The following is a 22,669-nucleotide window of genomic DNA, read 5'->3' as shown; positions in this document are numbered from 1 at the left end:
GGTCAGATTTGCTTCTAACCGGGGCAGGCCATCATTCTAGCGCGTGGGCAAGTTCAATCAAGATGTCTGCCAACTCGTTCGGAATCCGTTTTCCTTTTTGCGCTGATATCTCGTTCACATAAGCGCCATACTGCGAATGTTCCAGCTTTTTGACAAGCGAGTTGACCACTCCTTTCGATCCTTCTCCGGTTACGAGACGCCCCGTTAATGCTGCTAAGCTATCCCCTGTCACTTGAATTGTGTAACTTGATGTTTCGAATGTCATGTGGCCTGCTGCATCCTCAGCTTTTGCCAATACCTGGTGTGTGCCTAATCCGAGCATATAGGCAGGACTATCAACCAGTAGCCCGTTGCAATTGCTGTACACGATGCCCGATATGCTATCCGCTGCCGAACATGCGATCTTCACATGCTGATCGACTGTAAACGTGCCAACGCCAGAAATCTGCACAATCGGAGGAGTCTGATCAATCATGAATGTAACCGATTTGGCTTGCTCTACATTTCCTACAGCATCGGTTGAGCGGTATAACAACGTGTGAGGTCCATCTTCAACAAACCAAAGTTCCTGTGTGTATGGCTGCCATGTGGCGCCGCCATTCAAACTATACACCGTCTCTGTCACGCCGGGCCGATCATCCGTGGCGCTAAGATTGACTTTGACATCAGACACATACCATTCGTTATGTTTCGTACCTTCAAGTGCAGTTGCTGTTGTAGGTGGGGTATCGTCCGTTACGATCCACTGCATAGCACGGAATTTATTGGATAATTTACCGTCACCTATACCGGCCCCCCACTCAATCCAACCCTTTCTGCCACTCCCATCATTGTCATTTACCAATAAAGAGAAGCTGATGACTTCGTTTCTTTCCGCCATGATTGGCGTTATTTCCGACCAAGGAAGCGCCAACTCGTAAATTGTATCGTGCTGAATGTCATCTCTCGTTACGACAAGCTTGCCATTTGTCACCAATCCTTTGCTTACTCCCGGAGGTGTAATCCAGCGATAAATTTGTGGACCGTTTGGTGTTTGGGAAATCCCATATTCATACCAACTGAGACTCTCTCCCGGGAGTCCGTTCGAAATTGCGAATTGAAAGCTGTCATTTTTATAAATGTCCGCTCCGGAAAAAGGTGCCGACATGGTGTCATCTTTGATTCTTGCTGTGATATACAGACGATTTGAATCGAAGTTAAGCCAAAATTTCCCGCTCAAATCATTTGATCCTTGATAACCTGTCATTTTGACCGTCCCCTTGGACAGGTCGATTGTGGAGAAAGCGGCTGCCGTTTCTGGATCGATCGCTCCATCAACGCTAATCGTCCCTTGCATAATGGGGTTGAATTCAGCCGTTCCTTCATAAGTGAACGGATCGTAGTCATCAAAGTAAACCGTGACTTTAAGCGCATTCGTTACCCCTAGACCATAACCCGTAAGCGGAATATCAAATACATCTGCAGAACTGGACTGAACCTCAGCTTGCAATTCCTTCGTTCCCGAATGCGTACCGAACTTCCATTCGACTTTTCTAACTTGCAATCCTTTGGTGGCAGAAAGATTGTTGATCTGAATTTGAAGCGTTGTGCTCATCGTAGCTACGTCGGCAATAAGGGGACGAACCTTGACTTCATAGGACTGGAGCGCTGTAACCGCGCTTCTTATTACGCCGATCTTGTCATTTCCTTTCATCAAGAAACCCTTAACCAAGCGGGTCCCCGGTTCATTCAAATTGGGAACGGTCAGCATTTGGGTAGCCTTATGACCACCCTCGGCAAATACCGGATGCGACTCGCCTTCCACCTTTAAGACGAAAGAGAAAGATGTTGAGGTTTTATTATCGGTTTCCAATGTTAAGTTGATCGGATCACCGACTCGTGCGGGATCCCCATGCAGGGAGAATGTGGAATCCTCCTCGACTCCGGAAATAGTCCCTTTTATAAAATACGGCTCATCGTTTAAGGTCACATAAACGTTCCCATTATGAGGAACATACGTATCTGTATTTCCCATCATATCCGTGATTTGGATCGAAGTTGCGGTATGAATAACAGCCGGGACCGACGAACCTGCTGCCCACACAGCTCTTATTTGTTCACCCCCCTTTTGGAAAACGTAACTTTGGATGTCCGTATCCATCGAATCCTTACTTACAAAATGTGCGCCACCAAGTGCTCTTGTCATGGTCGCATAAGCCGCATATGCAGGCTTAGGTGTGTAAGCGCCCAGTTTATCATTGGTATTACGGATGATTCCGAAATTATCTTCGTTATAATTGAGCTGAACGCCATCGTTCATAAAATCGTACCACATGATTTTGTCGATACCGTTCGCGATTGCAACGACATAACTACGAATTAGATAGTCCGCCTGCTTCTGTTCATCCACTCCGCGACTGTCCAGTTGCGTGGGCCAGCCTGTTTCAGAGATCCAGATCGGTTTCAGCTGCCCGTTATTATATTGCCGGATCAAATCCTGCAATCCTTTAATTTGACTCTCCAACCGCTCCGGCTCACCTGGATATACATAAGGATGAACGGAAATAACATCCAAATACTGCAGGCCCCCAAGCTGGAATACTTTTTCCATCCAATTCAAGTCGATCGCCATGACCATGCCCACGACAGGCGTGTCGGGATGCGCAGCCTTGACTGTTTCATACGTTTTTTTCAGCAATGGAAAATAATTTTCCGGTTTCGAATCGGCCGGTCCGTTTCCTCTGTCCCCAAAGCTTCCGTTAAACTCGTTGAAAACTTCGATGGCATCCAACTGGCCTTCGTATTGATCCGCATACGCTTTCACATAATTGGCGAACCCTGCACGACCCTCATCGGTATAGGGAGTGCTATTGTTATCATAAAAAGGGTTGTTGAACCCGGAAACAAATGTGAAATCAAAATGATCATCATTCAACTTCGCCATGTAATCATCGGGAGAAGGAGAAAAGGTGTATGAACCCTTTTGCTTTTCAATACTGTTCCATTCTCTACCGTCCCGAACCATACCGATACCGGCATATTTCATCATGTCGATCAAATTAGCAGCATCCGCTGGCGGGATACGGTGCAGGTGGGTAGCCATCCCGAACGGAGAATTCACTTGCACCGAATGCTCTAGGGGAGAAAGCACGGCGAACGGAGTTTTAATTGAAATGGGATCACTAACGTTAGAATTGACCTTGATTTGTAAGGTAAAATAACCGAACGTTGTAAAAGGAACCGTCACTATAGCCTCGCCCTGAGCAACCGGGCTGATCCCCTCAGAAACCGCAGCTCCTTGATAATCATAGACTGCCCACGCTACGCTTGGTCTTGTGGTTATTACCTTAAATTGAATAGCTTCATTATTGATAAATACATTGCCTGGACGAAGCTGAACCAGTTTGGTGGATGGCAACATCGTTGTAATGAAGGGGCCATCTGTGCTCCATTGATTCAAGCCGTTCACAGCCTCGACCTTAAACGTGTATTTTTGATCGCTTTGCAGTCCCGTAACCGTATAAGAGCTTGCAGTATCGGCAACCGTTCCCAAGACGATTCCGTTTTGATAAATTCTATAACCAGTCACGCCAATAGGGTCATCTGCAGCTGACCAGTTTAATTGCAAGCCCGTTTCGTTGAAGTCTGAGACGTTGAGGCTTCCTCCGGACGGCCAATTGGGAGCGCTCGCATTTACGCGATCGGTGGAAAGCTCCAGATACGGGCGGTTCACCGTGTTCTCCATGCTGTTAATTTGCACAGCATGACCTTGTTCGGCTTGCTCCAAGAACGCAAAACTGACCGTCTGATCCAATGCCTTTTGCCGTTTCACAAAAGCAGTCACATCGATTTCATACCACCCCGCTGTTTTACCTACATTGAGGTTGGCAATATAAGTATCAGGAGTTGGCTTGGTATTCCAGGTCACAGTGTTTGCCTGCCAGGAATCGTCCTCCATGCCAAATACTTGGACACCAATCGTCGAATTCTCGGTATCGACGGCATATATTTTTAATTTGGCCGATCCGATCTCTCCACCAAAATAATTCAAATCATATTTCATATATGCTTGCCGGTTTAAATTGGCATCAGCATTAAAATTCTTCACGCCTAACAATGCTGATGTTCCATAATTATCATTTGCGTTCCCCCCACCCCGGACATAGGTATCCTCGAGCGGCAATACAACAGTCTGTTTCGGGTCGGGCAACGTCACAGTCACATAGGGCCCATCGTGACTCCATTGATTCAGGGCATTACCGGCTTCAACCTTGAACGTAACCTTCTGTCCGACCTGCAGCCCTGTCACTGAATACGAGGTCGCTGATCCACTAACCGTTCCTATGACATTTCCGTTTTGATAAATGGTATAGCTGGCCACACCTGCAGGGTCTACAGCCGATGACCAGTTTAGTTGCAGGCCTGTTGCACTTACATTCGAAATGTTGACATATCCGCCAGATGGCCAATTGGGAGCGCTTGCATTTACGCGATCAGTCGAAATCTCCAAATATGGACGGTTCTCCGCATTCTCCACGCTGTTGATATTCACAGCATGACCTTGCGCCGCCTGCTCCAGGAATGCGAAACTTGCCGTCTGATCCAACGCCTTTTGCCGTTTCACAAAAGCAGTCACATCGATTTCATACCAGCCTGCTGTTTTGCCTACTTGAATATTGGTTATATAATGTTCAGGAATGGGCTTGGTATTCCAGGTTACCGCGTTTCCTTTCCATGCATCGTCTTCCATACCAAACAATTGAACGCCGATCGTTGAATTCTCCGTATCAATGGCATATATCTTTAATTTGGCAGATCCGATCTCATTTGCAACAGAACTTAAATCATATTTCATGAAGGCCTGCCGCTTAATATTGACATCCGCATCAAAATTTTTTACACCTAATGTTGTAGAGGACCCAAAGTTCGTATTCGCGCTCCCTCCGCCTCTGACATAGGTATCTTCACTCGGATATAACTGTGAGCTAACCGGATCGGCTGACGCTGCAAAAGCCGACATCTCGTCATTTGCATAGGGAACAAGCGGAGCAACAAATCCTTGGAACAAAGCCGCTGTCATTGAAAAAGTTAAAACAAGGCTTGTTACTTTCAATTGCATTTTTTTAAACACGTGCACGTACTCACCTCTTATCGTTATTTTTAACTTATAAGCCAAGCACTTCTCCCGGACATCTCGGACATCCGGAAAAAGAGCTTGCCAATTTCGTTTATCGATTGTTATTTAAAATTGTTCTTGTTCTTCTGGTACCACTCCTGAACCTGCTTATCTACGTTATCTCCGCCTAGGCGCTTCCATTCTTTGCGAAGTTCATTTAGTCCATCCTGGGCCGTTATCGACTTCCCACCGGTAACCACTTTCGTTTCAATCTGAACGGCGATCGGTGAGAACGTAGCGATCAACTGTGTTAATTCAGGAATATCCGGGCTATACGGAATATCTCTCCGGTATACATTCTTCATTGCCAGTTCAAGCGACTTCGCCTTCAACTTGGCATAATTCTGGGATAGCTCATCCTTCGCCGCCGTGTCTATGATCAATTTAGGCGTCATAATCGAATCGATCATGAGCGCGTACTCGCCGGCATAACTGACTTCCTTGACAAATTTGTCCTGATCGATGGTCTGCCTAGCGCCATCAACTGTTTTATAATGTACATTTTCCTCCCCATACTTGAGGGGTACCCATCCATCCTTCAGCATCCAGTCTAAAAATTGGATGGCCGATTTGATTTGCTCTTCCTTCATCTTGCTGTTAAATACAGTAAATACGCTCGGAGGGGCCTCTTGATATAAGCCGTTCTTACCATACTTGGTGCCGATCGATTCAAGCGGAACCAACTTCGCATCCGGCACATTTTTCAATAAATCGCGATAGGCGTTATCAATATTTACCGTACCCCATTGTCCCAAATATATGCCTGCTTTACCGGTCGTCAACAATTGACTTGAACGCTGAAAGTTGGTGTCTGTAATATATTCCTTGTCGATCAATCCCTCGTCAAAAAGCTGCTTCTGGAACGCAAGCGAATCCGCAGAACGGTCAAGAAGCCTACCGTATTCCAGCTTGCCGCCTTCCACATACCACTGATTTTCCTGGGTGAAAAATAAAGCTCGCAAAATTCCGGTGCCGCTACCGCTTAATGAGATCGGTACGGTGTCCGCTTTGCCGTTGCCATCCGGATCACCATCTCTGAATTTGCGAGCGACTTCGATAAATTCTTCAGCAGTAGTCGGAGCTTTCAGTCCTAGCTTATCCAACCAATCTTGACGAATCCACATGCCGTGATTGGCGACTGTTTCTCGCGCGAACGAAACCGCATACGTTTGACCGTTGACGTTCAGATAAGGCTTGAGCTCTGGGTGTTTCTCCAGATATGCTTTGTACGTTGTGCTGTACTTGTTGATATAATCGCCGATCGGCTGAATAACGCCTTGGTTGGCCAATTGGCTAATATAATTTCGGTCGTATTCCCAGATTAAATCAGGAGCTTCACCGGAAGCGATGAGAGCATTCAATTTGGGCTGCGCTTGACTCCTGGTAACGGGAACCCATTTGACATTCACAGGCGACTTCTCATTGATCCACTTTGTCCACCGGTTGTTTTCATAAGTGCCTTCCTCCGTCGGTACCGTACCGCGATCGAACATCGATACGCTGATTTCCTTCTTAGGTCCCGAACTGGGTGCTGGGGAGGAAGCCGGCGAACTGCTTGTTTGTACCGAAGAAGTCTGGTTGGAGCTGCATGCGACAAGTAATGACAAAGCCATGGTTACCGCGAGAACGGCATTTCCTGCGTATTTGAACTTACTCATTCTTTTTATCCCCTTTATCTATATGAAATGAAAATCTAACGTCAGTTCGCTCTGGAGATCAACCTTTGACCGAACCGATTAAAACGCCTTTGACAAAATATTTCTGAAGGAATGGATATACGCAAAGAATCGGCATCACAGCGATGACAACGGCTGCTGCTTTAATCGCTTCCGGAGTAAGCAGAATTCGTTCCGCCGCATCATTTCCTCCAATATTGTTTAATAAGTTCTCATCCACCTTGTTGACCATCTGATAAACCTTTACCATAACGGTTAGTTTGGCCGACTTTGTGATGTAGAGCATCACGTTAAAGTAGCTGTTCCACCAACTAACAGCATAGAACAAGGACAATGCTGCCAAAATCGGCTTGCAGAGCGGGATAAAGATCTGCATTAATATTCGCCAATCGCCGGCACCATCCATCGATGCAGACTCCTCAATTTCCTCAGGCAGCCCTTCCATGAATGTTTTCATCACAAACATGTTGTATGTGCTGATTAATCCAGGCAGCCAAACAGCCCAATACGAGTTCATTAAACCTAACGTTTTGATGAGGATAAAGTTAGGAATGATGCCAGCAACAAACAACATCGTAACCGTGATCATCATGAGCAGCGCGTTTCGACCGAGAAGTCTTCTTCTTGAGAGCGGATAGGCTGCCAGAATGGTCATGACCATATTAAGCGCCGTTCCGACAACCGTGACAACAACTGTGTTGCGCATGGCTACGAATAACTGGCCATCGTCAAACAAACGTTCATAGGCAACGACATTGAACTCGACTGGCCATAAGAAAACTTCACCGGAATTAATCGCTCTGCTGCTGCTGAAAGATGCCGCAATTTCATACCAGAACGGGAATAGGGTCAATAATGAGAAACAGCCAAGGAGTATGTAAACACTTATTCTTGCAAATCCATTTAGCATCTTTTTGTTTGTCCTATACATGGCTTACCATAGCCCCCGTTCTCCGGACATTCGAATCATCCGGTTAACGCCAACGATCAGGATCAGGCCGACAGCCGATTGGAACAAACCTATCGCCGTTGTATAGCTGTAACTCATATTCTGCAAACCTACCCTATACACATAGGTGCTAATTACATCTGCAACATCAAGTACCGAGTTATTTTGCAGAACAAGCGTTTGTTCCAACCCCACATCCATCATTTGCCCCATTCTAAGAATAAGCAGTATGGCAATCGTACTGCGAATGCCTGGTAATGTAATGTGCCATATCTGTCGTAGCTTGTTGGCACCGTCCATCTTCGCTGCATCATAGAGCTGCGGATCAATCGAGACGATTGCCGCCATATACAGAATCGTCCCCCACCCAGCTTCCCTCCAGGTACTCGATAACGTATAGACAATCGGCCACCAGAACGAGTCGGCCATGAAGTAAACGGATTCCCATGCAGTTAATTTCTTGATGACCATATTCACAACTCCCGTGCTTGGTGATAACACGGCAACCACAATTCCGCCGAGCACTGCCCATGACATGAAGTGAGGAACGTACAGCATATTTTGCACAATGCTCCTATACCATTTCTGCCTTGTTTCATTTAGCAGAAGTGCAAGGACAATCGGGACAGGGAATCCGAGAACGAGACTGTACAGGTTAAGTACCAGTGTGTTTCTCAATATCCGCCAAAAGTCCGGGCTTGTGAAAATCATTTGAAAATGCTTGAATCCAACCCATTGGCTTCCGAAAATGCCGTCCACAAACCGATAATTCTTAAACGCGATGATCTCACCGAGCATCGGAGCGTACTTGAACAGGATGTAAAAGCTGATTACAGGCAGGAGCATCAAATATAAATGTCTATCCTGCATCATCCTTCTCCATACCGTTTGCCTGAACTTTCCGATACCAACCGTTTGTGTCCCGGTCCGTAATTCTGTTGCCGGGAGCCTACCCTTCATACCGTTTCACCCTCTCGTTATGTCATTTGTCAAACCTTCGTTCGCTTACGGTTTGATTGTAGGTTAGGCGATAAGAGAAGGAAATAGACTTGTTATGTGCTTCGTATCTTTTTCTTGTTTTTGAACTGGTACATTTCTTTAGGATGGTACCTTAATCTTGGGTTTTGCTCATTGAAGCTTACTCCGACGCTAATTTTTCTTCAGACATGAGCACCCACTCCCGATATTCGGTTGGTGTCATGCCCGTATATTTTTTAAAAGCCCGAAGATAGCTGCGTGTATTCGTGTATCCAACCCATTCCGCTATATCGTTAATCTTGCGGTTCTTAACAGCAAGAAGCTCCTTGGAAGCATTAATCCGAATCTCAATCAAATAATCAATGAAGTTTTTCTCCGTATATTCTTTGAACAGCTTGCTAACGTATGTCGGATTTAACTGAAACTTTTCGGACAACAACTCGAGAGAAAATTCGCTGTCACGATAATGATCTTGAATGTAAGGCAATAACCTATCTATGGTTTTATTGCTTCCCCGTTGACTTCGTTTTTCTTCAATTTTCCCCGCAAGTCCTTCAAGTACGGTTTGGACAATCCGTTGTGCATCCTGCCAATTGTCGCATTGATGAATCCGTTGGTGGAGATTCCCCATCTCTTCAAGCGTTTCCTCTGTATTTATGCCGACCGAAGCAACGACCTGCAATGATTTCATGATCATTTCGTAGGAGAGCTGCCTTATCAAATCGGGAGATAAGCTGCCGTTGACTGCTTCTATAAACAATTCGGATATATATCCCTCTAATTTTCCACTCTCTGTCTGCTTTAATGCTTCCACAATTCGATCCGTCATCGTTATCAAGCGGTAATAGCCCTGATTATCATGCCCCAACACATCTTCGATAGAAATAACGGAATGACTGCCGATAACCATTTTGTATTGCAGCGCCTTTTGCGACTCGTCGTACGATACGGGGATATCCTTCATTTCCTGATAACATCTGCCTACACCAATGGTCACTAGAAGCCCGAATTGCCTCTTCATGACATCCAAGACCAAATCGAGGACGGCCAATGCACGAAGATGGTTTTGTTCCATATCTCCTTCTGCAAAACTAAAAATGATAGCAGCGAATCCCGCTCCTAAATCGACTGCGGCCCCTGAGTTCTCCATATTCATCAACTCTTCCGCAACGTTGCATAACGCATACGTATACAAGGTTACATCCTTTGGGCTAACGCTGCCTTCCTTAGCGATCTCGGCCGTGCACACGACAAACCTATGAGCATACAAGCGGATTCCGGTGAATTCCAGGTGATGGCGCACAGATGCGTACTCCGTTCTATACCCGGACAGGATATCTAAGATGATTCTCCATTTCAATACGGGTTTGGAATCCCGGACCTGCTTCTCTAGGTGTTCACGGTCTACAGACATTTGGTCGAATACCGTTTCTAAGTAACCCAGTCCAACGGAGGAGCCTCTCACTGATTCATGCTCCGGATGGACTGGCTTGAACGCTCCTGACATTTTTCCAACTAATCGGTCCAAGGGCTTAAAGGTCAGACGATTTACGTAAAAAAGAACAGTAAGAGCTAGAAGAACCATGCCGACGGCAAACGCAATCATCAAACTCCGTGTAGATTCCAGAGGCTGATACATGTTAGATTTGGGAATAACGCTGACAATTCGCCACCCCGTATAATTTGAGGCCGTATAAAATATCGATTGCTCAATCCCCTCTATTTTCACTGTGAAATGTCCGCTTCCGCTATGGCTTAGAATCTGCCCAATATAAGGAGTATTCGCCAAGTTTTTATACAACTGCGTTGAGTCATCATGCGTCACTATATTGGCCTGATCATCAATGATGAAGGTATGTCCATCTTGGTCTTCTTCATACACATTCTTGATCATTCGATAAAGAACATCTTCATTGATATTGATGGCAACAAGTCCTTTTCGAAATTCAGGGCTGCTGATGGAAGGATAGGAACGGATCAGCGTGATGACATCCTGTTCTTTTTCGCCGTCCCATACTTTATGGGTAGACAGCCATTTTGAATGTCCTTTCATCCTTATGTAGTTAGCCAACCAGGTATCTTGTGAGACATCCCCCTTCATATAGATTTTATCGGTTAGCATATCACCACTTACCTCTGAATAAAGGAATATAGATGAAAAAAGTTCATTCGTATGTACAAGCGTTTTCAGTTTGTTTGACAATCCAAAAAAATTCGCATATTTCTGAGCCGCATCATCATAACTGTCATACATGAAATAAACATACTCTAACTCCTGCGACATATTCAGCAAATCTTTCTCCGTTTGGCGGAAAACGATTTCGATCTTATCATCAATCTGCTTTAACAAGGCAAGATGGGTAGTCTTCAGATCCTGTTCCAATCGTCCAACGGTTCCTGCATAAGATAGCCAAAAGGTTAAAAAAATGATCGCAATAAAGACCAAGCTGTAAATAAACATGACCTTGCCGGAAATACTCAACTTCATAGACATCTCTCCCTACTACATTCGCTCACTTGTAATCACTGGTCTTATTGACGGAATTCAGTAGGGGTCATCCCGATTCTCTTTTTGAACAGTCTACTGAAATATTTCTCGTCTTGGTACCCCACGCGATTAGCGATTTCATACGTTTTGAGATTAGAGCCCAGCAGCAGTTGCTTGGCCTTATCCATCCGGACCTGGGTTATATAATCAGTTAAATTTATGCCCTCGACCTGCTTAAACAAAAAGCTCAGGTAGACAGGCGATACAAATACCTCTTTAGCGATAATATCCAGCGAAAGGTTGCTGGCAAATTGGATCTCTAGCATAGCCTTAACGGATTCCACAACGTTATTCTTGCCGGATTTTCGCAAATCAACGGTCAGGTGGAGCAAATAGCGAAGGAACGACTTGCAGATTTGACTCAGCTCCTGCAAGGTAGCGGCGGCTACAACGTATTGAATCTGTTCAGCGGTCAACAACTGATCCAATTGCATCTTGGGATGAAGTTCGGAAATCACGCTAGCACCATAGATCATGGCTTGCAGACTTTCCGTTTTCGTCAATGGAATCGCGATCTCTTTCTCTTGCAGTTCGGTGAAAAAGGATTGCATCCAATCCTCCAATTCCTGAAGATTGCCAATCTTGAGGGCCATTCGCAGCCGTTCATAAGCCGATGATAGTTCTTCCGCGGCAGGCGCTTCCACTATCAGTGAACCCTGTCCATCGCTCTTTTTCCTGCTTTTGGACATTTCCCAATCTACATCGTCAATAAAGATGACTTCATTTGGGCCGGTATAATATTTATATTCCAAGGCCATTTTGGCCTGCGCATAGGCCATCTTTCCTTCGAGAAGCAATTGTCCGTTATGGGCAGAAACGCCTACGGTAACAAAGTATTTTAAAGTTTGCTTGATATTCATCACCAATTGCCGCAGGTCACGGCGAAGTTCCTCCAGGGAGGATGCCATATGCATAATCAGTACAAACTGACCCGATGTCTCCAGAAAAATGCATTTCTGTTCCCATTGCTGCAACGTTTCCTCCGCAATGTTCTGGATAGCAAAATTCATCAGCTGTTGATCTTCATAATTAAAATCTCTGAGCATTTCAGGATCCTGTTCGATTTGCAGCAAGACGATTCGGAAAGGCTCCAAGGTTAATGGAACGTTCAGATAGGCCGTTTTCTCCATAAACAACTTCTCAGGAAGCCTGGCTCCTTCCAGTAAGCTTCTTAAAAACCTGTCACGGATTAGCGGCATATTTTCCTGCAGCTGGCGGTATCGTTGATTTTCTTCTTCCCATTCTTTCTTGATCTTAATGAGCACTTCTAACAGCATATCTGTGTCCGGCGGCTTAAGCAGATAATCAGAGGCGCCAAGCTGAAGCGCTTGTCTGACATAATCGAATTCATCATGACCACTGAGAATGACGGATTTCATTGCCCATTCCCGATTTCGAATTTCGGTAAGCAGCTCCACACCCCCCATGATGGGCATCTGGCAATCTACGATAATCAAATTGGGCAAAGTGCAGGCCATTTGCTCCAAAGCCTTCCTTCCGTTTTCCGCTGGCGGCAGCCACTCGAAGCCGTATTCCTCCCATGGAATGATCATCCTTAATCCTTGTATAACGATCGCTTCATCATCAATGACCATGACTTTCATATAGTTTCCCCCATTGTGCTTCATTTTCGATCATTGGAATTCGTACAATTACCGTGGTGCCGATATCGGGCGCGCTGTTGATTTGCAGCGCATAGGCAGGACCAAACATCATCTGCAGCCTTTCATTCACATTGCGCAAGCCATACCCACCTTTACTTCGTACTGGAATGTACAACAGTTGTTTTACCTGGTCCGGATCCATGCCCTTGCCATTGTCCTGAACGATGCAAACAATATCGTTTCCTTGAACATAGGAACGAATCAACAGAACGCCTTGGCGCTCCGTCGCCGGTTCGAAGGCATGCAGGATGGCATTTTCCACAATAGGTTGGAGCAGAAGCTTCATCGTAATACAATGGCCAATTGTAGCATCGATATCCCAAATGGGCGTGAATCGACTAGGGAAACGTGCATGCTGAATACTGATGTAGGCTTTGATTTGATTGATTTCATTTTCTAATTTATAGTAATCCTCCCCCTTATTCAGTGAGAGCCGAAATAATTCGCTTAACGATTGAACCACTTTCGCCGTTTGATGATCACCGTTAATTTTGGAGCTGAAGAAAATGTAATCCAACGTATTGTAAAGGAAATGCGGCTCAATTTGGGCTTGCAACGTTTTTAATTCAATCATTTTCTGATTCGTTTGACTGATATACACTTTCTGAATTAACTCATTCAATTGGGCGACCATTTCATTGTACTTTTGCGTGAGCAGCCCGATTTCATCCTTCGACTCCACAGGAACCTTTTGATTAAAGTCCCCTCGTTTAAAATTATTCATAGACCGAAGCAGCTTCTTAATCGGCAAGGTTATGCCTTTGGAAAGCAAGATTGACATCACAATCGCAACGAGCAGGAGCGAGAATGACAGGATGATCGTGCTGCTGAGTACAATACCATATTGCTTTTGGATGTCTTCCATTGGCGTCAGGCTCACAATATGCCATCCATATAGCTCAATTGACGTATTCGCGGCTAAATACTTTTTATTGCCGATTTCATACATCCACGTTTGGTTGGGCTGCAGCAGGTTTTTAATTCCGTTTATATTGTCTTTAAAATGACTGCTCATTTCTTTATCATCCAGTTTGCTGGCAACGAGGTGATAATTATCATCGAACAGAAGCAGATTGGTCGTCCGGCTGATCTGCACGTCCTGGATGGCCTCCTTGATAGCATCCCGATTCATGCCCAGAAAAAACATGCCCAGCTTTTTGTCGGCATCATACAAGCTGATAATCCGTCTACCCAGCACGATATCATTGTAATTATGTGCGTATATAAATAGCGAGGAGCCTGAATAATCCAAGTGAGGCTGGCCGTCAAGCGCAGCCGTCGCCATATACAAGGGGGAATCTTTAAATTCCTCATAGGGTACCACTTGCCTATAAAATCCTGAGAAATCCTTAAAGATAAAATCATTTTCCCCGTACAAGATAATAAATGAGATATACTTTTTCGCTACTTTTAAATTCGATAAATAATTGAAAATCGTCTTTTGCGGATCGCCTGCAGACGGAGGGCTGGCCTCGCTTAGCAGCGATTGAATGGTTTCGTTTCCCACAATAAAGGAGGAGAGGTCCGTTGCATCATCCAGCATATGTTTCACATTGTCAGCAATCAACCGGATGATTTGCACTTGATTCTGCATCGTCTGTTTCTCCAAAGAGCGGGTTGCTATGCTATACGAGAAGCTGCCAAGGCCAATGACGGGAATCAGCACAAGCAAAATGAAGGAAACCAGCATTTTGGTTTGTAAGGTTTGGAACTGAAACATCCTGTTTTCTCCTCACTTCTGGTAATTAATTGCATTATAAAGCTTTATAACCGTCTACGGTATAGTCATCCCGCACTTGCATGAATAAGTCCACCAATCCTTAAAATCGTCACATTGTAATACAATTCGAGAACATTTACGATAAATTTGTAAGCAAATCATCAAGGAGGGGTAAACATGAAACAAGTAAAAAAGCCTGCAGCGGTCCTCATCAGCCTACTGTTACTGGCTGGAGCAACGCTGACTGGTTGCAGTTCGAAACAAGCCGACAATAGTGGACAAGCGTCAACACCTGCGGCAGCCTCGAGAGAAATCGATTGGAAAACCGTGAAAGCGGATATCCGGTTCATCTATCCGGGGACGTCTGAGGCAGAGAAAGAATTAGCCGATCAATTTAAAACAAAAATGAAAGAAAAGTATCCGAATGTCAACATTGAGTATATGTTCTTGTCCTGGCAGGATATGGATAAGAAGCTGCCTATCATGCTTTCTTCTGCTGACTATCCGGATATCACGATGACCCAAGACGTCACCAACCTAGTCCAACTGAATGGATTGGAGGATCTTTCTCCCTATTTCAATAAACAGGGAACCGCATTGAAAAAAGAAGATTTTCTCCCAGGCACACTGGAGTATGCCTCCCAAGGAGATAAAATCTATTCCGTTCCGAACCTTGCCAACTCTTTCACCCTCATGGTCAATGAACAAATGTTGAACGAAGTCGGCATGAAAATCGAAGATTTAAAAACTTGGGACAGCGTGGAGAAAGCCGCACAGCTCATGACCAAAGGCGATAAGTACGGCTTCGGTTACCCGCTGGGCGTAGCTCGGTTCGCTTTCAGAGTTCCCTTTACGGCCGCTTACAGCAATGGTCTTGTGCTGGACGATACGTCGGAAGCATCCAAGAAGAAATATATCGAAACGCTGGAGCATTTCAAAAAGCTCGAAGCTTACGAGCCGAAAGCCCATTTCACTTGGGGTTATCCGGAAATGTGGCGGTCGTTCAGCAACGGAGAAGTGGGCATGGTTGCGGCAGGAACTTACTTTTCCGCGAATGTATACAGCATCAATCCAGACATCATTAAGGTCACGAGAGCGATTCCTTATCCGAAAGGCCCTTCCGGGACAAAGGCACAAGCTCCTGTCTCAAGCGTTGGCGTAGGCATGTTCAAAGGAAGCAAAAATAAAGATGTCGCCTGGAAGCTGATCGAAGAGTGGTCGTCTTCCGAGTTTAATACGACAGAAGCAGCCGTCGTCAACGTCACCGCTGTCAAAAATGCCAATTTGGATGAAATCGTCAAGAAGGCTGAAAAGGTTTATCCAAAAGCCATCGATGGCCACAAGCGGATTTTGCAAGACTTTAACCAAATTCTTGTCAACAACGGCGTACCTATGGCAACCATCCTAGGACAACCGGAGATCGAGACCCTTGTGCAAGATAATATGACGAAGCTTCTTATGGGTAAACTGAGTACGGAAGAATCGTACTCAGCGATCAAAGACGGGATCAATAAAATTAAAGATAAGTTTAAATAACAACGTCATTATTCATCGGGGAACCGACAAGGATTGTAAAGTCGACGTTCCCCTTTTTTATTTTTGAATCAAGGAGGAAGTTCATCTATGAACACCCCAATCAAACGGTATGCTTTCGGCTATATGCTGCTTGCGCCAGTCGTATTATACGTTGCAATCTTTCAGTTCTATCCTTTGTTCGATACGATTCGTCTTAGCTTCTTCAAATACTCGCTTCTTCATGGCGGTGGCATGCAGTTTGCGGGCTTGAACAACTATAAAGAGTTGACTATGCATGATGAACATTTCTGGGCCATTCTTAGAAATAGTCTTGTTTGGGTCCTTGGTTCCACGCTGCTTCAATTTCTCATTGCCGTTCCTGCTGCACTCATCCTGAATCAGAAGCTTCGACTTCGAGGCCTTTGGCGCGGGCTAGTGATGGTTCCCTGGGTTTCTCCCGTTGTTGTCATCGGCATCATTTGGAAATGGATTTACGACGGACAATATGGGTTGCTCAATTACTATTTAAAGCTGCTGCATCTGCTTCAAGACAACATTGTCTGGCTTGGACACGAATATTGGGTGTGGCCATCCTTGCTGCTTACTTCCACATGGAAAGGATTTCCCTATGTCACGTTAATGCTGCTTTCCGCACTACAGGGCATTTCCAATGAGATGAAGGAAGCGGCGGAAATAGACGGAGCGAACCCTTGGCAAAGATTCCTTTATGTTACCCTACCTTCGCTAAAACCTATCATGTACGTCACCGGTATGGTTTCGATTATCGCTTCTTGGACGAAGTTCGAAATGATCTGGGCATTGACCAATGGTGGACCGGGTTATACCACCAGTATTTTGCCGACTTATTTATACACGCACGCGTTCGTTTATTTGGACTTGGGTAAAGGTGCTGCGATTGGAACTTTATCGATGCTGATTGTGTTGATGATGGTATTTGTTTACGCACGATTGTTTGGTAAAGAGAATAGTTAAGGGGCGAGAACATGAGAGAAACTTACTTGATGAGATGTTGGAAATATATGATTCTGTTCCTATTATTAGTTTTTACCTTAGTCCCTTTTCTCTGGCTATTGGATACTTCATTCAAGAGCGACGAAGCCATATTTGCCTCTAAGCCGACTTGGTTGGTGTCGCCTTTTACCTTAGATAGTTATTCATGGGCGCTCGGAAAAAAAGGGATACAGCTCGGCAAACTGTTGTCCAACTCCCTGATCACATGCGCGATTACTGCGTTGATAACCGGATTGATCGCCTGTATCAGCGGTTATGGTCTAGCCAGATATCAAGTTCCAGGGATCAAGCTGATCTTCGTACTGCTCGTATTGGCCCAAATGATTCAAGGCCCCATGATTATGATTCCATGGTATAAGTTTGCATCCATGGTATCGCTTTTGAATACCAAAACCATCCTCGTAATGATTTACGGTACAATGACAATTCCTGTTGGCGTCTGGATCATGAGCGGGTTTTTCAAAACAATCCCGATCGATCTGGAAGAAGCAGCCTACATGGATGGAGCTACGAAATTCAAGACATTATTTACTGTCGTGATTCCCCTTGCTCTGCCAGGCCTAGTTGCGATTAGCCTCTATTCCTTTATTCTCGGTTGGAACGATTATCAGTACTCGCTAATTCTAACGAACTCTCTATCTGCAAAGACCGTTCAAGTTGGCATCGCCGAAGTGATGGAAAGCATGGGCTCTACCAATTGGGGAGGCATCCTGGCAAGTGGTGTAATTATCATCCTTCCTATTATTGTGATCTTTGCTATCATTCAGAAATTTCTCATTGAAGGTTTAACCGCCGGCAGTGTTAAAGGATAATTTCAACACAGTAACGAGTGTTAAGAAGGTTCGCCTCCTCTAACACTCGTTTGTACATTTCTATATCAACCACTTTCGCAGCATGCTTGATTTCACACGCCCAGCTTTTTCGTTTCTCCTGGTTTTATTTCAACCGCTTGTCCTTCCACGCTCAACCATACGGATAGGGCGCTTGCATTGTGCACCCATTCGCCTGAAACAGCAAACCGCAATTGACGCAGTGCTGTCATGTACATCACGATTTCAATATTCGTCGCATACCACACATCAGGTCGGCGACCGATCAATTCGCCAAACTGCTCAAGCTGATCCCAGTTGTGATTGTTATTGAACTCATAGCTGTGACCCCATACATAGAGCAGGGACAGGCGCGGATGACGCGGTTGATCATCGATAAACTTCTGACCGAAAGCCAGCATATCGCGATGATGGCAAGTCGGCGACCATAATAAAAAATCGTCCGGTATCTCAAAGCTGCCATGATGATTCGTGGTTCGAGCATATTCCACGCCCAGGGCAGGAAGCAGCGCCACAACCTCCTTGTTCCAAGCGCCGTGTGGGTACGACAACCCCTTTACGGGATATTCTGCAAGCTGCTCCAACGCGCTGCGATCCTGTAAAATCTCATCAGCGATCCTTTCCTTTGGCGACATATTCAAAAACGGATGGCTGACCGTATGCCCGGATATCTCATGCCCGCTGAATAAATCTTTCACTTCCGAACGTTCCAAATACCCTGGCTTGCCCAAGAAGCCAGAGTTCAAGTGAAACGTCGCCCGGATGCCGTAACGATTTAATATTCGAACCATTTCCCGGTCGAATTCCCGTCCGTCATCGTAACTTAGCGTCAGAGCTTTACGCTTCCCACCGGGAAATAAATCAAAACGAATACGCATAGGTTCCCTCCAATTTCAACCTTTTACGGAGCCAATCATAGCTCCCTTTATGAAATATTTTTGCATCCATGGATAGATGAATATGATCGGTCCTATAGAAAGCAGCGCAATCCCAGAGCGGACATTGCTCATCGCAAGCTGCGCTTGCTGCGCATTATTGCTAAGCATCACCTCATTGCTTTGCTCGCTGACCGATGCCAGCATTTCGCGCATAATCACTTGAATAACCGTCAAACTGCGGTCGCGAATATAGATCATGGCATCAAACCATGCATTCCAATGCTCAACAGCAGCCCAAAGTGCGATCGTAGCCAGTACCGGGGTCGACACCGGCAAAATGATTTTAAACAGAAGTGTCAAATAACCCGCTCCGTCGATCACGGCGGATTCCTCCATCGCTGTATCCAGTGACATAAAATAGTTCCGCATGATGATAATACTGAAGATGGCAACAGCCCCTGGAATAATGAGAACTAGAAAGTTGTCGAGCAGTCCCAAACTGCGAATGATCAGATACGTAGGAATTAGCCCCCCGCTGAAAAACATCGGGATGATGAAGTATGTGGTCAGCCCTCCGCGAAAAGGCAGTTCTTTCTTGGCAAGCGGGTAAGCGGCCAGAATGGTAAATAAAACCTCAAGTAGAGTCCCTAGAACTGTACGTACAATGGAGTTGATGTAGGGGCGAACGATCTCCCCGGAAGAAAGCAAATACCGATAAGCTTCAAAGGACCAGGTTTTCGGCCAAAAATGAAAACCGAGCGTAGTCGCTTCTCTTCCATCGGAAAAAGAGAGCACGACCACCTGCCAGAACGGATAGAGGATGACCAAGGAAAAAAGGATCATAAACATGCTGTTTAAACCAACAAACCACCAACCGGGTTGGAGCCTGATGCCGATTCTGCCTGCTCTTTGCTGCACTTGCCTCATTTTCACCACACCCCATAGTCGTTGAATTTGCGCACGATCTGATTCACTGTGACGAGGAGAACAACCCCCACCAGGTTTTTAAACAATCCGACTGCAGCGGAATAATCTAATCGAAATTCGACGAGACCCGCGCGATACACATAGGTATCCACGATATCTCCAACTTCATAGACCAACGGACTATACAAATTAAGGATTTGATCAAATCCGCCGGATAAGATGTGACCCAAACGAAGTAGAAATAAAATCGTGATCACAGGAATAAGCGAAGGCAGTGTAATATAAATCATTTTGTGAAAACGGTTAGCCCCGTCTGATTCTGCCGCTTCATAAATCTCCGGTGAAATTGAAGATATCGAAGCCAAATATAGAATCGACGCCCAGCCCACCTCTTTCCAGGCATCGGAAATCAAGAGAAGCGGAACAAAAAATGTTTTACTGGATAAAAAATTGATCGGGGTGCCGCCGAATAACGTAATGAGGTAATTGACAATTCCTCGCTGTGGCGAGAAGACCTCAACGACCATGCTGGCAATAATAACCCACGACATGAAATGGGGTAAATAGGAGATACTTTGCACGGTCCTCTTGAATTTATTGTGCATGATTTCATTGATCAGCAGCGCGAAAATAATCGGGAACGTAAAGCCTACGACAAGCCGCAGCACGCTGATGATGATCGTATTTCGGAGTGCCCGTATAAATACGAAATCATGAAACATATTTTTAAAATGCTCGAAATTGTTCCATGGACTATCCCATATACCTAGCCCTGCCTTAAAATCCTTAAAAGCAATGATTACGCCATACATGGGCGCATAATGAAAAATAGCGAGATGAATCACAGGAAGAAGTAAAAGCACATACAGCATTTTCATTTTTTTGGCTTTTTTCCACTTCAGAGCCCGGTCTGATTTCGCTTTAAGGATGGTCGTTTCAACTGAGATCGCCATCTTGCTACCGCCTTTCCAGCAAGCGGGTAGATTTGCCTCTGACAAATCTACCCTGCTTTCGCGCATATTCACTTTTCACATTACGTTACTTCTTGCGGAGATCGGTGACTTTCGGCGCTTTTTCCAGTTCGGCAAGAAGTTCATCACCGCCGCTGCTGCGCCAATTTTTCACGTAAGCATCCCAAGCGGAATCGACATTAAGTTCACCTGTAATGGCCTTAAACAAGAATTCATCCGTGATCGTTTTTAATTTCGCAGCGTATTTGGTATTCAACTCATTGTATTTGGTTTGATTGAAATAATCCCACTTAAACGGCCGATAGGCAATTTTCCTTCCTGCTTCGGCACCAAAATACAGATCCGTTAAATTAGAAACAGCCGCATTGCTATAATACGCATTCACATTTCCTAATTGGATCGGCAAATTGTAGTAACCTATCCCGTCTTTTTCGCGATCGGCTTCCGCTGTCTGTTTCGGAATGACAGCCGACTTATAAGGCTCAGCTTCCCACGAATAATCTTTGCCTTCTTCACCGAACGCGGAGAGCATGAGCCCGTCTTTGTCCAAGTTCAAATAATCGAAGATCTGAAGAATACGCGCTAATTTTTCATCCGAGACATCCTTCTTAATGACCATCGCATAGCCAAGCCCATCTACAGGCGTATAGGCAGCCGAACCCTGCTGGCCTTTAGGACCGATCGGCGGCGGGGTGAACAGGAATTTCGCATTCGGATCCTTCAGAACAAGATTGCCGGGCGGACGATTGAACGTAAAAGGCACCATGCCCGCAGCTTGCACCTGCACCTGTGCTGCGCCATATTTCCCGGCAGCGAACTTCTCCCAGCTTTTAGCGCGGTTTAATGTCGTAAATTCCGGATCGATATACCCTTTTTTATTCAGAGAGGCCATATAGGTTAGAAACTCTTTATAGTTCTGGGAGATCGCATAGCCGACTACTTTTCCGTTTTCCTCCAGATTATAATCCCAACCAAAGCCAAACGCCCCCGCTTCCGTATTTAAAGCCCAGGATGCATCGCTATTGTTCAGAAGCAAACCGTACGTATCCTTTTTACCGTTACCGTCGGGATCATTATTGGCAAACGCCTCGAACATTTTCTGCTCTTCCTCTAGCGTAAACGCTTGCTTGGAGAAGAAAATTCGTTCGGCACCACCGGAAGTACCCACAGGAATGATGTCATCTTTAGGTTTAAATCCGAGTTTCTCCATCCAATCCAGACGGTACACCTGCCCCCAAGTGAGATTGTCCCAATCTTGTTTATAGCCGGTAAGGGCATAGTATTCACCCTGCTTACCTGGGACTTGATTCACTTTCCATCCCGTTGGCAGGTCATTTAATACTTTGGCGTAATTGGGCGCATACTTCGTGATCATTTCCTTGGATATGCTGCGGGTCACAGCATCCGAATACAGCTTATCCGGTGAATCCATGAAGGCAATATCCGGCAATTCTCCTGAAGCCACCATCAGATTTTTTTGTTCCTTGTTGTTGACATCCAGCTTTCTATTCTTCAATTTCACATTGAATTTCTTTTCAATCATCTGTTGAACTTTGTTGTTGTCTTCAATCTTGCCCCTTGCTCCTTGGCCAACCCAACTGATTTCCATCGTTTTCGAGCTATCCGCTGGCTTGTCTGCTGCTGTACCTTTCGGTTCACTCGCTGTCTTCTCCCCCGAGCATCCTGAAGCCGTCAAGATCACGGCCAAACCAAGTGCGGCAACGCTTACTTGTTTACTTTTCATATCCTTCCCCCTACGCTTATCGTGTGCCTTACCTCTTCATTATAAATAAAAGGCCCCTGCGATCCGTAACACAATCGTCAGG

14 protein-coding genes are annotated in these 22,669 nt (G+C 45.3%); 3 read left to right on the top strand and 11 right to left on the bottom strand.

All coding sequences use genetic code 11. The annotated features are described in order from the left end of the window. Window positions 1–31 precede the first annotated feature (31 nt). The 7 genes from ABE504_RS11015 to ABE504_RS10985 all read right to left on the bottom strand — a co-directional run bounded on the left by ABE504_RS11015 (window position 32) and on the right by ABE504_RS10985 (window position 14,690). Complete coding sequence (locus tag ABE504_RS11015; RefSeq protein WP_430088072.1) at window positions 32–5,155, bottom strand: DUF7594 domain-containing protein; 5,124 nt, start codon at window positions 5,153–5,155, stop codon at window positions 32–34. Window positions 5,156–5,217: 62 nt separating this feature from the next. Then, entirely contained in the window at window positions 5,218–6,813 is a 1,596-nt protein-coding gene (locus tag ABE504_RS11010) for an extracellular solute-binding protein (protein ID WP_430088070.1), read from the bottom strand. Window positions 6,814–6,871: 58 nt separating this feature from the next. After that, window positions 6,872–7,741 (bottom strand): carbohydrate ABC transporter permease, encoded by an 870-nt coding sequence (locus tag ABE504_RS11005; RefSeq protein ID WP_430088069.1) that lies wholly within the window; start codon window positions 7,739–7,741, stop codon window positions 6,872–6,874. A gap of 24 nt (window positions 7,742–7,765) precedes the next feature. Next, a complete protein-coding gene (locus tag ABE504_RS11000; RefSeq protein WP_430088068.1) occupies window positions 7,766–8,650 on the bottom strand; it encodes an ABC transporter permease in 885 nt (294 codons plus the stop codon). A 268-nt stretch (window positions 8,651–8,918) separates the two neighbouring features. Beyond that, window positions 8,919–11,246, bottom strand: a complete 2,328-nt coding sequence (locus ABE504_RS10995) for a helix-turn-helix domain-containing protein (RefSeq protein ID WP_430088066.1) — start codon at window positions 11,244–11,246, stop codon at window positions 8,919–8,921. A 44-nt stretch (window positions 11,247–11,290) separates the two neighbouring features. Continuing rightward, window positions 11,291–12,910: a response regulator transcription factor gene (locus ABE504_RS10990; RefSeq protein WP_430088064.1), complete on the bottom strand. Its 1,620-nt coding sequence runs from the start codon at window positions 12,908–12,910 to the stop codon at window positions 11,291–11,293. Continuing rightward, window positions 12,891–14,690 (bottom strand): sensor histidine kinase, encoded by a 1,800-nt coding sequence (locus ABE504_RS10985; protein WP_430088063.1) that lies wholly within the window; start codon window positions 14,688–14,690, stop codon window positions 12,891–12,893. Before ABE504_RS10985 ends, ABE504_RS10990 begins: the two co-directional genes overlap by 20 nt. Window positions 14,691–14,867: 177 nt before the next feature. On the opposite strand from ABE504_RS10985, the gene ABE504_RS10980 reads away from it, so the two are divergent. The 3 genes from ABE504_RS10980 (at window position 14,868) to ABE504_RS10970 (ending at window position 18,049) form a co-directional block, all read left to right on the top strand. Further along, the gene (locus tag ABE504_RS10980) at window positions 14,868–16,226 is read left to right on the top strand and encodes an ABC transporter substrate-binding protein (RefSeq protein ID WP_430088061.1); all 1,359 of its coding nucleotides are present in this window, start codon (window positions 14,868–14,870) and stop codon (window positions 16,224–16,226) included. Window positions 16,227–16,313: 87 nt separating this feature from the next. Next, window positions 16,314–17,198 (top strand): carbohydrate ABC transporter permease, encoded by an 885-nt coding sequence (locus ABE504_RS10975; RefSeq protein WP_430088059.1) that lies wholly within the window; start codon window positions 16,314–16,316, stop codon window positions 17,196–17,198. 11 nt (window positions 17,199–17,209) lie between these two features. Further along, entirely contained in the window at window positions 17,210–18,049 is an 840-nt protein-coding gene (locus ABE504_RS10970; RefSeq protein ID WP_430088057.1) for a carbohydrate ABC transporter permease, read from the top strand. Window positions 18,050–18,141: 92 nt separating this feature from the next. Here the strand turns inward: ABE504_RS10970 and ABE504_RS10965 are convergent, their stop codons facing one another. The 4 genes from ABE504_RS10965 to ABE504_RS10950 all read right to left on the bottom strand — a co-directional run bounded on the left by ABE504_RS10965 (window position 18,142) and on the right by ABE504_RS10950 (window position 22,587). Beyond that, the gene (locus ABE504_RS10965; protein ID WP_430088055.1) at window positions 18,142–18,945 is read right to left on the bottom strand and encodes a polysaccharide deacetylase family protein; all 804 of its coding nucleotides are present in this window, start codon (window positions 18,943–18,945) and stop codon (window positions 18,142–18,144) included. A gap of 15 nt (window positions 18,946–18,960) precedes the next feature. Next, window positions 18,961–19,872 carry a carbohydrate ABC transporter permease gene (locus ABE504_RS10960; protein WP_430088054.1) on the bottom strand — a complete coding sequence of 304 codons (912 nt, stop codon included), beginning with the start codon at window positions 19,870–19,872 and terminating at the stop codon, window positions 18,961–18,963. Window positions 19,873–19,874: 2 nt separating this feature from the next. Then, the gene (locus ABE504_RS10955; RefSeq protein WP_430088052.1) at window positions 19,875–20,825 is read right to left on the bottom strand and encodes an ABC transporter permease; all 951 of its coding nucleotides are present in this window, start codon (window positions 20,823–20,825) and stop codon (window positions 19,875–19,877) included. A gap of 85 nt (window positions 20,826–20,910) precedes the next feature. Next, a complete protein-coding gene (locus tag ABE504_RS10950; protein WP_430088050.1) occupies window positions 20,911–22,587 on the bottom strand; it encodes an ABC transporter substrate-binding protein in 1,677 nt (558 codons plus the stop codon). Window positions 22,588–22,669 lie beyond the last annotated feature (82 nt).

The sequence above is a fragment of the Paenibacillus oryzisoli genome (assembly GCF_050467285.1).
In the GTDB taxonomy this organism is placed as follows: Bacteria; Bacillota; Bacilli; order Paenibacillales; family NBRC-103111; genus Paenibacillus_E; species Paenibacillus_E oryzisoli_A.
This window is presented reverse-complemented; position numbering and strand designations above follow the sequence as displayed.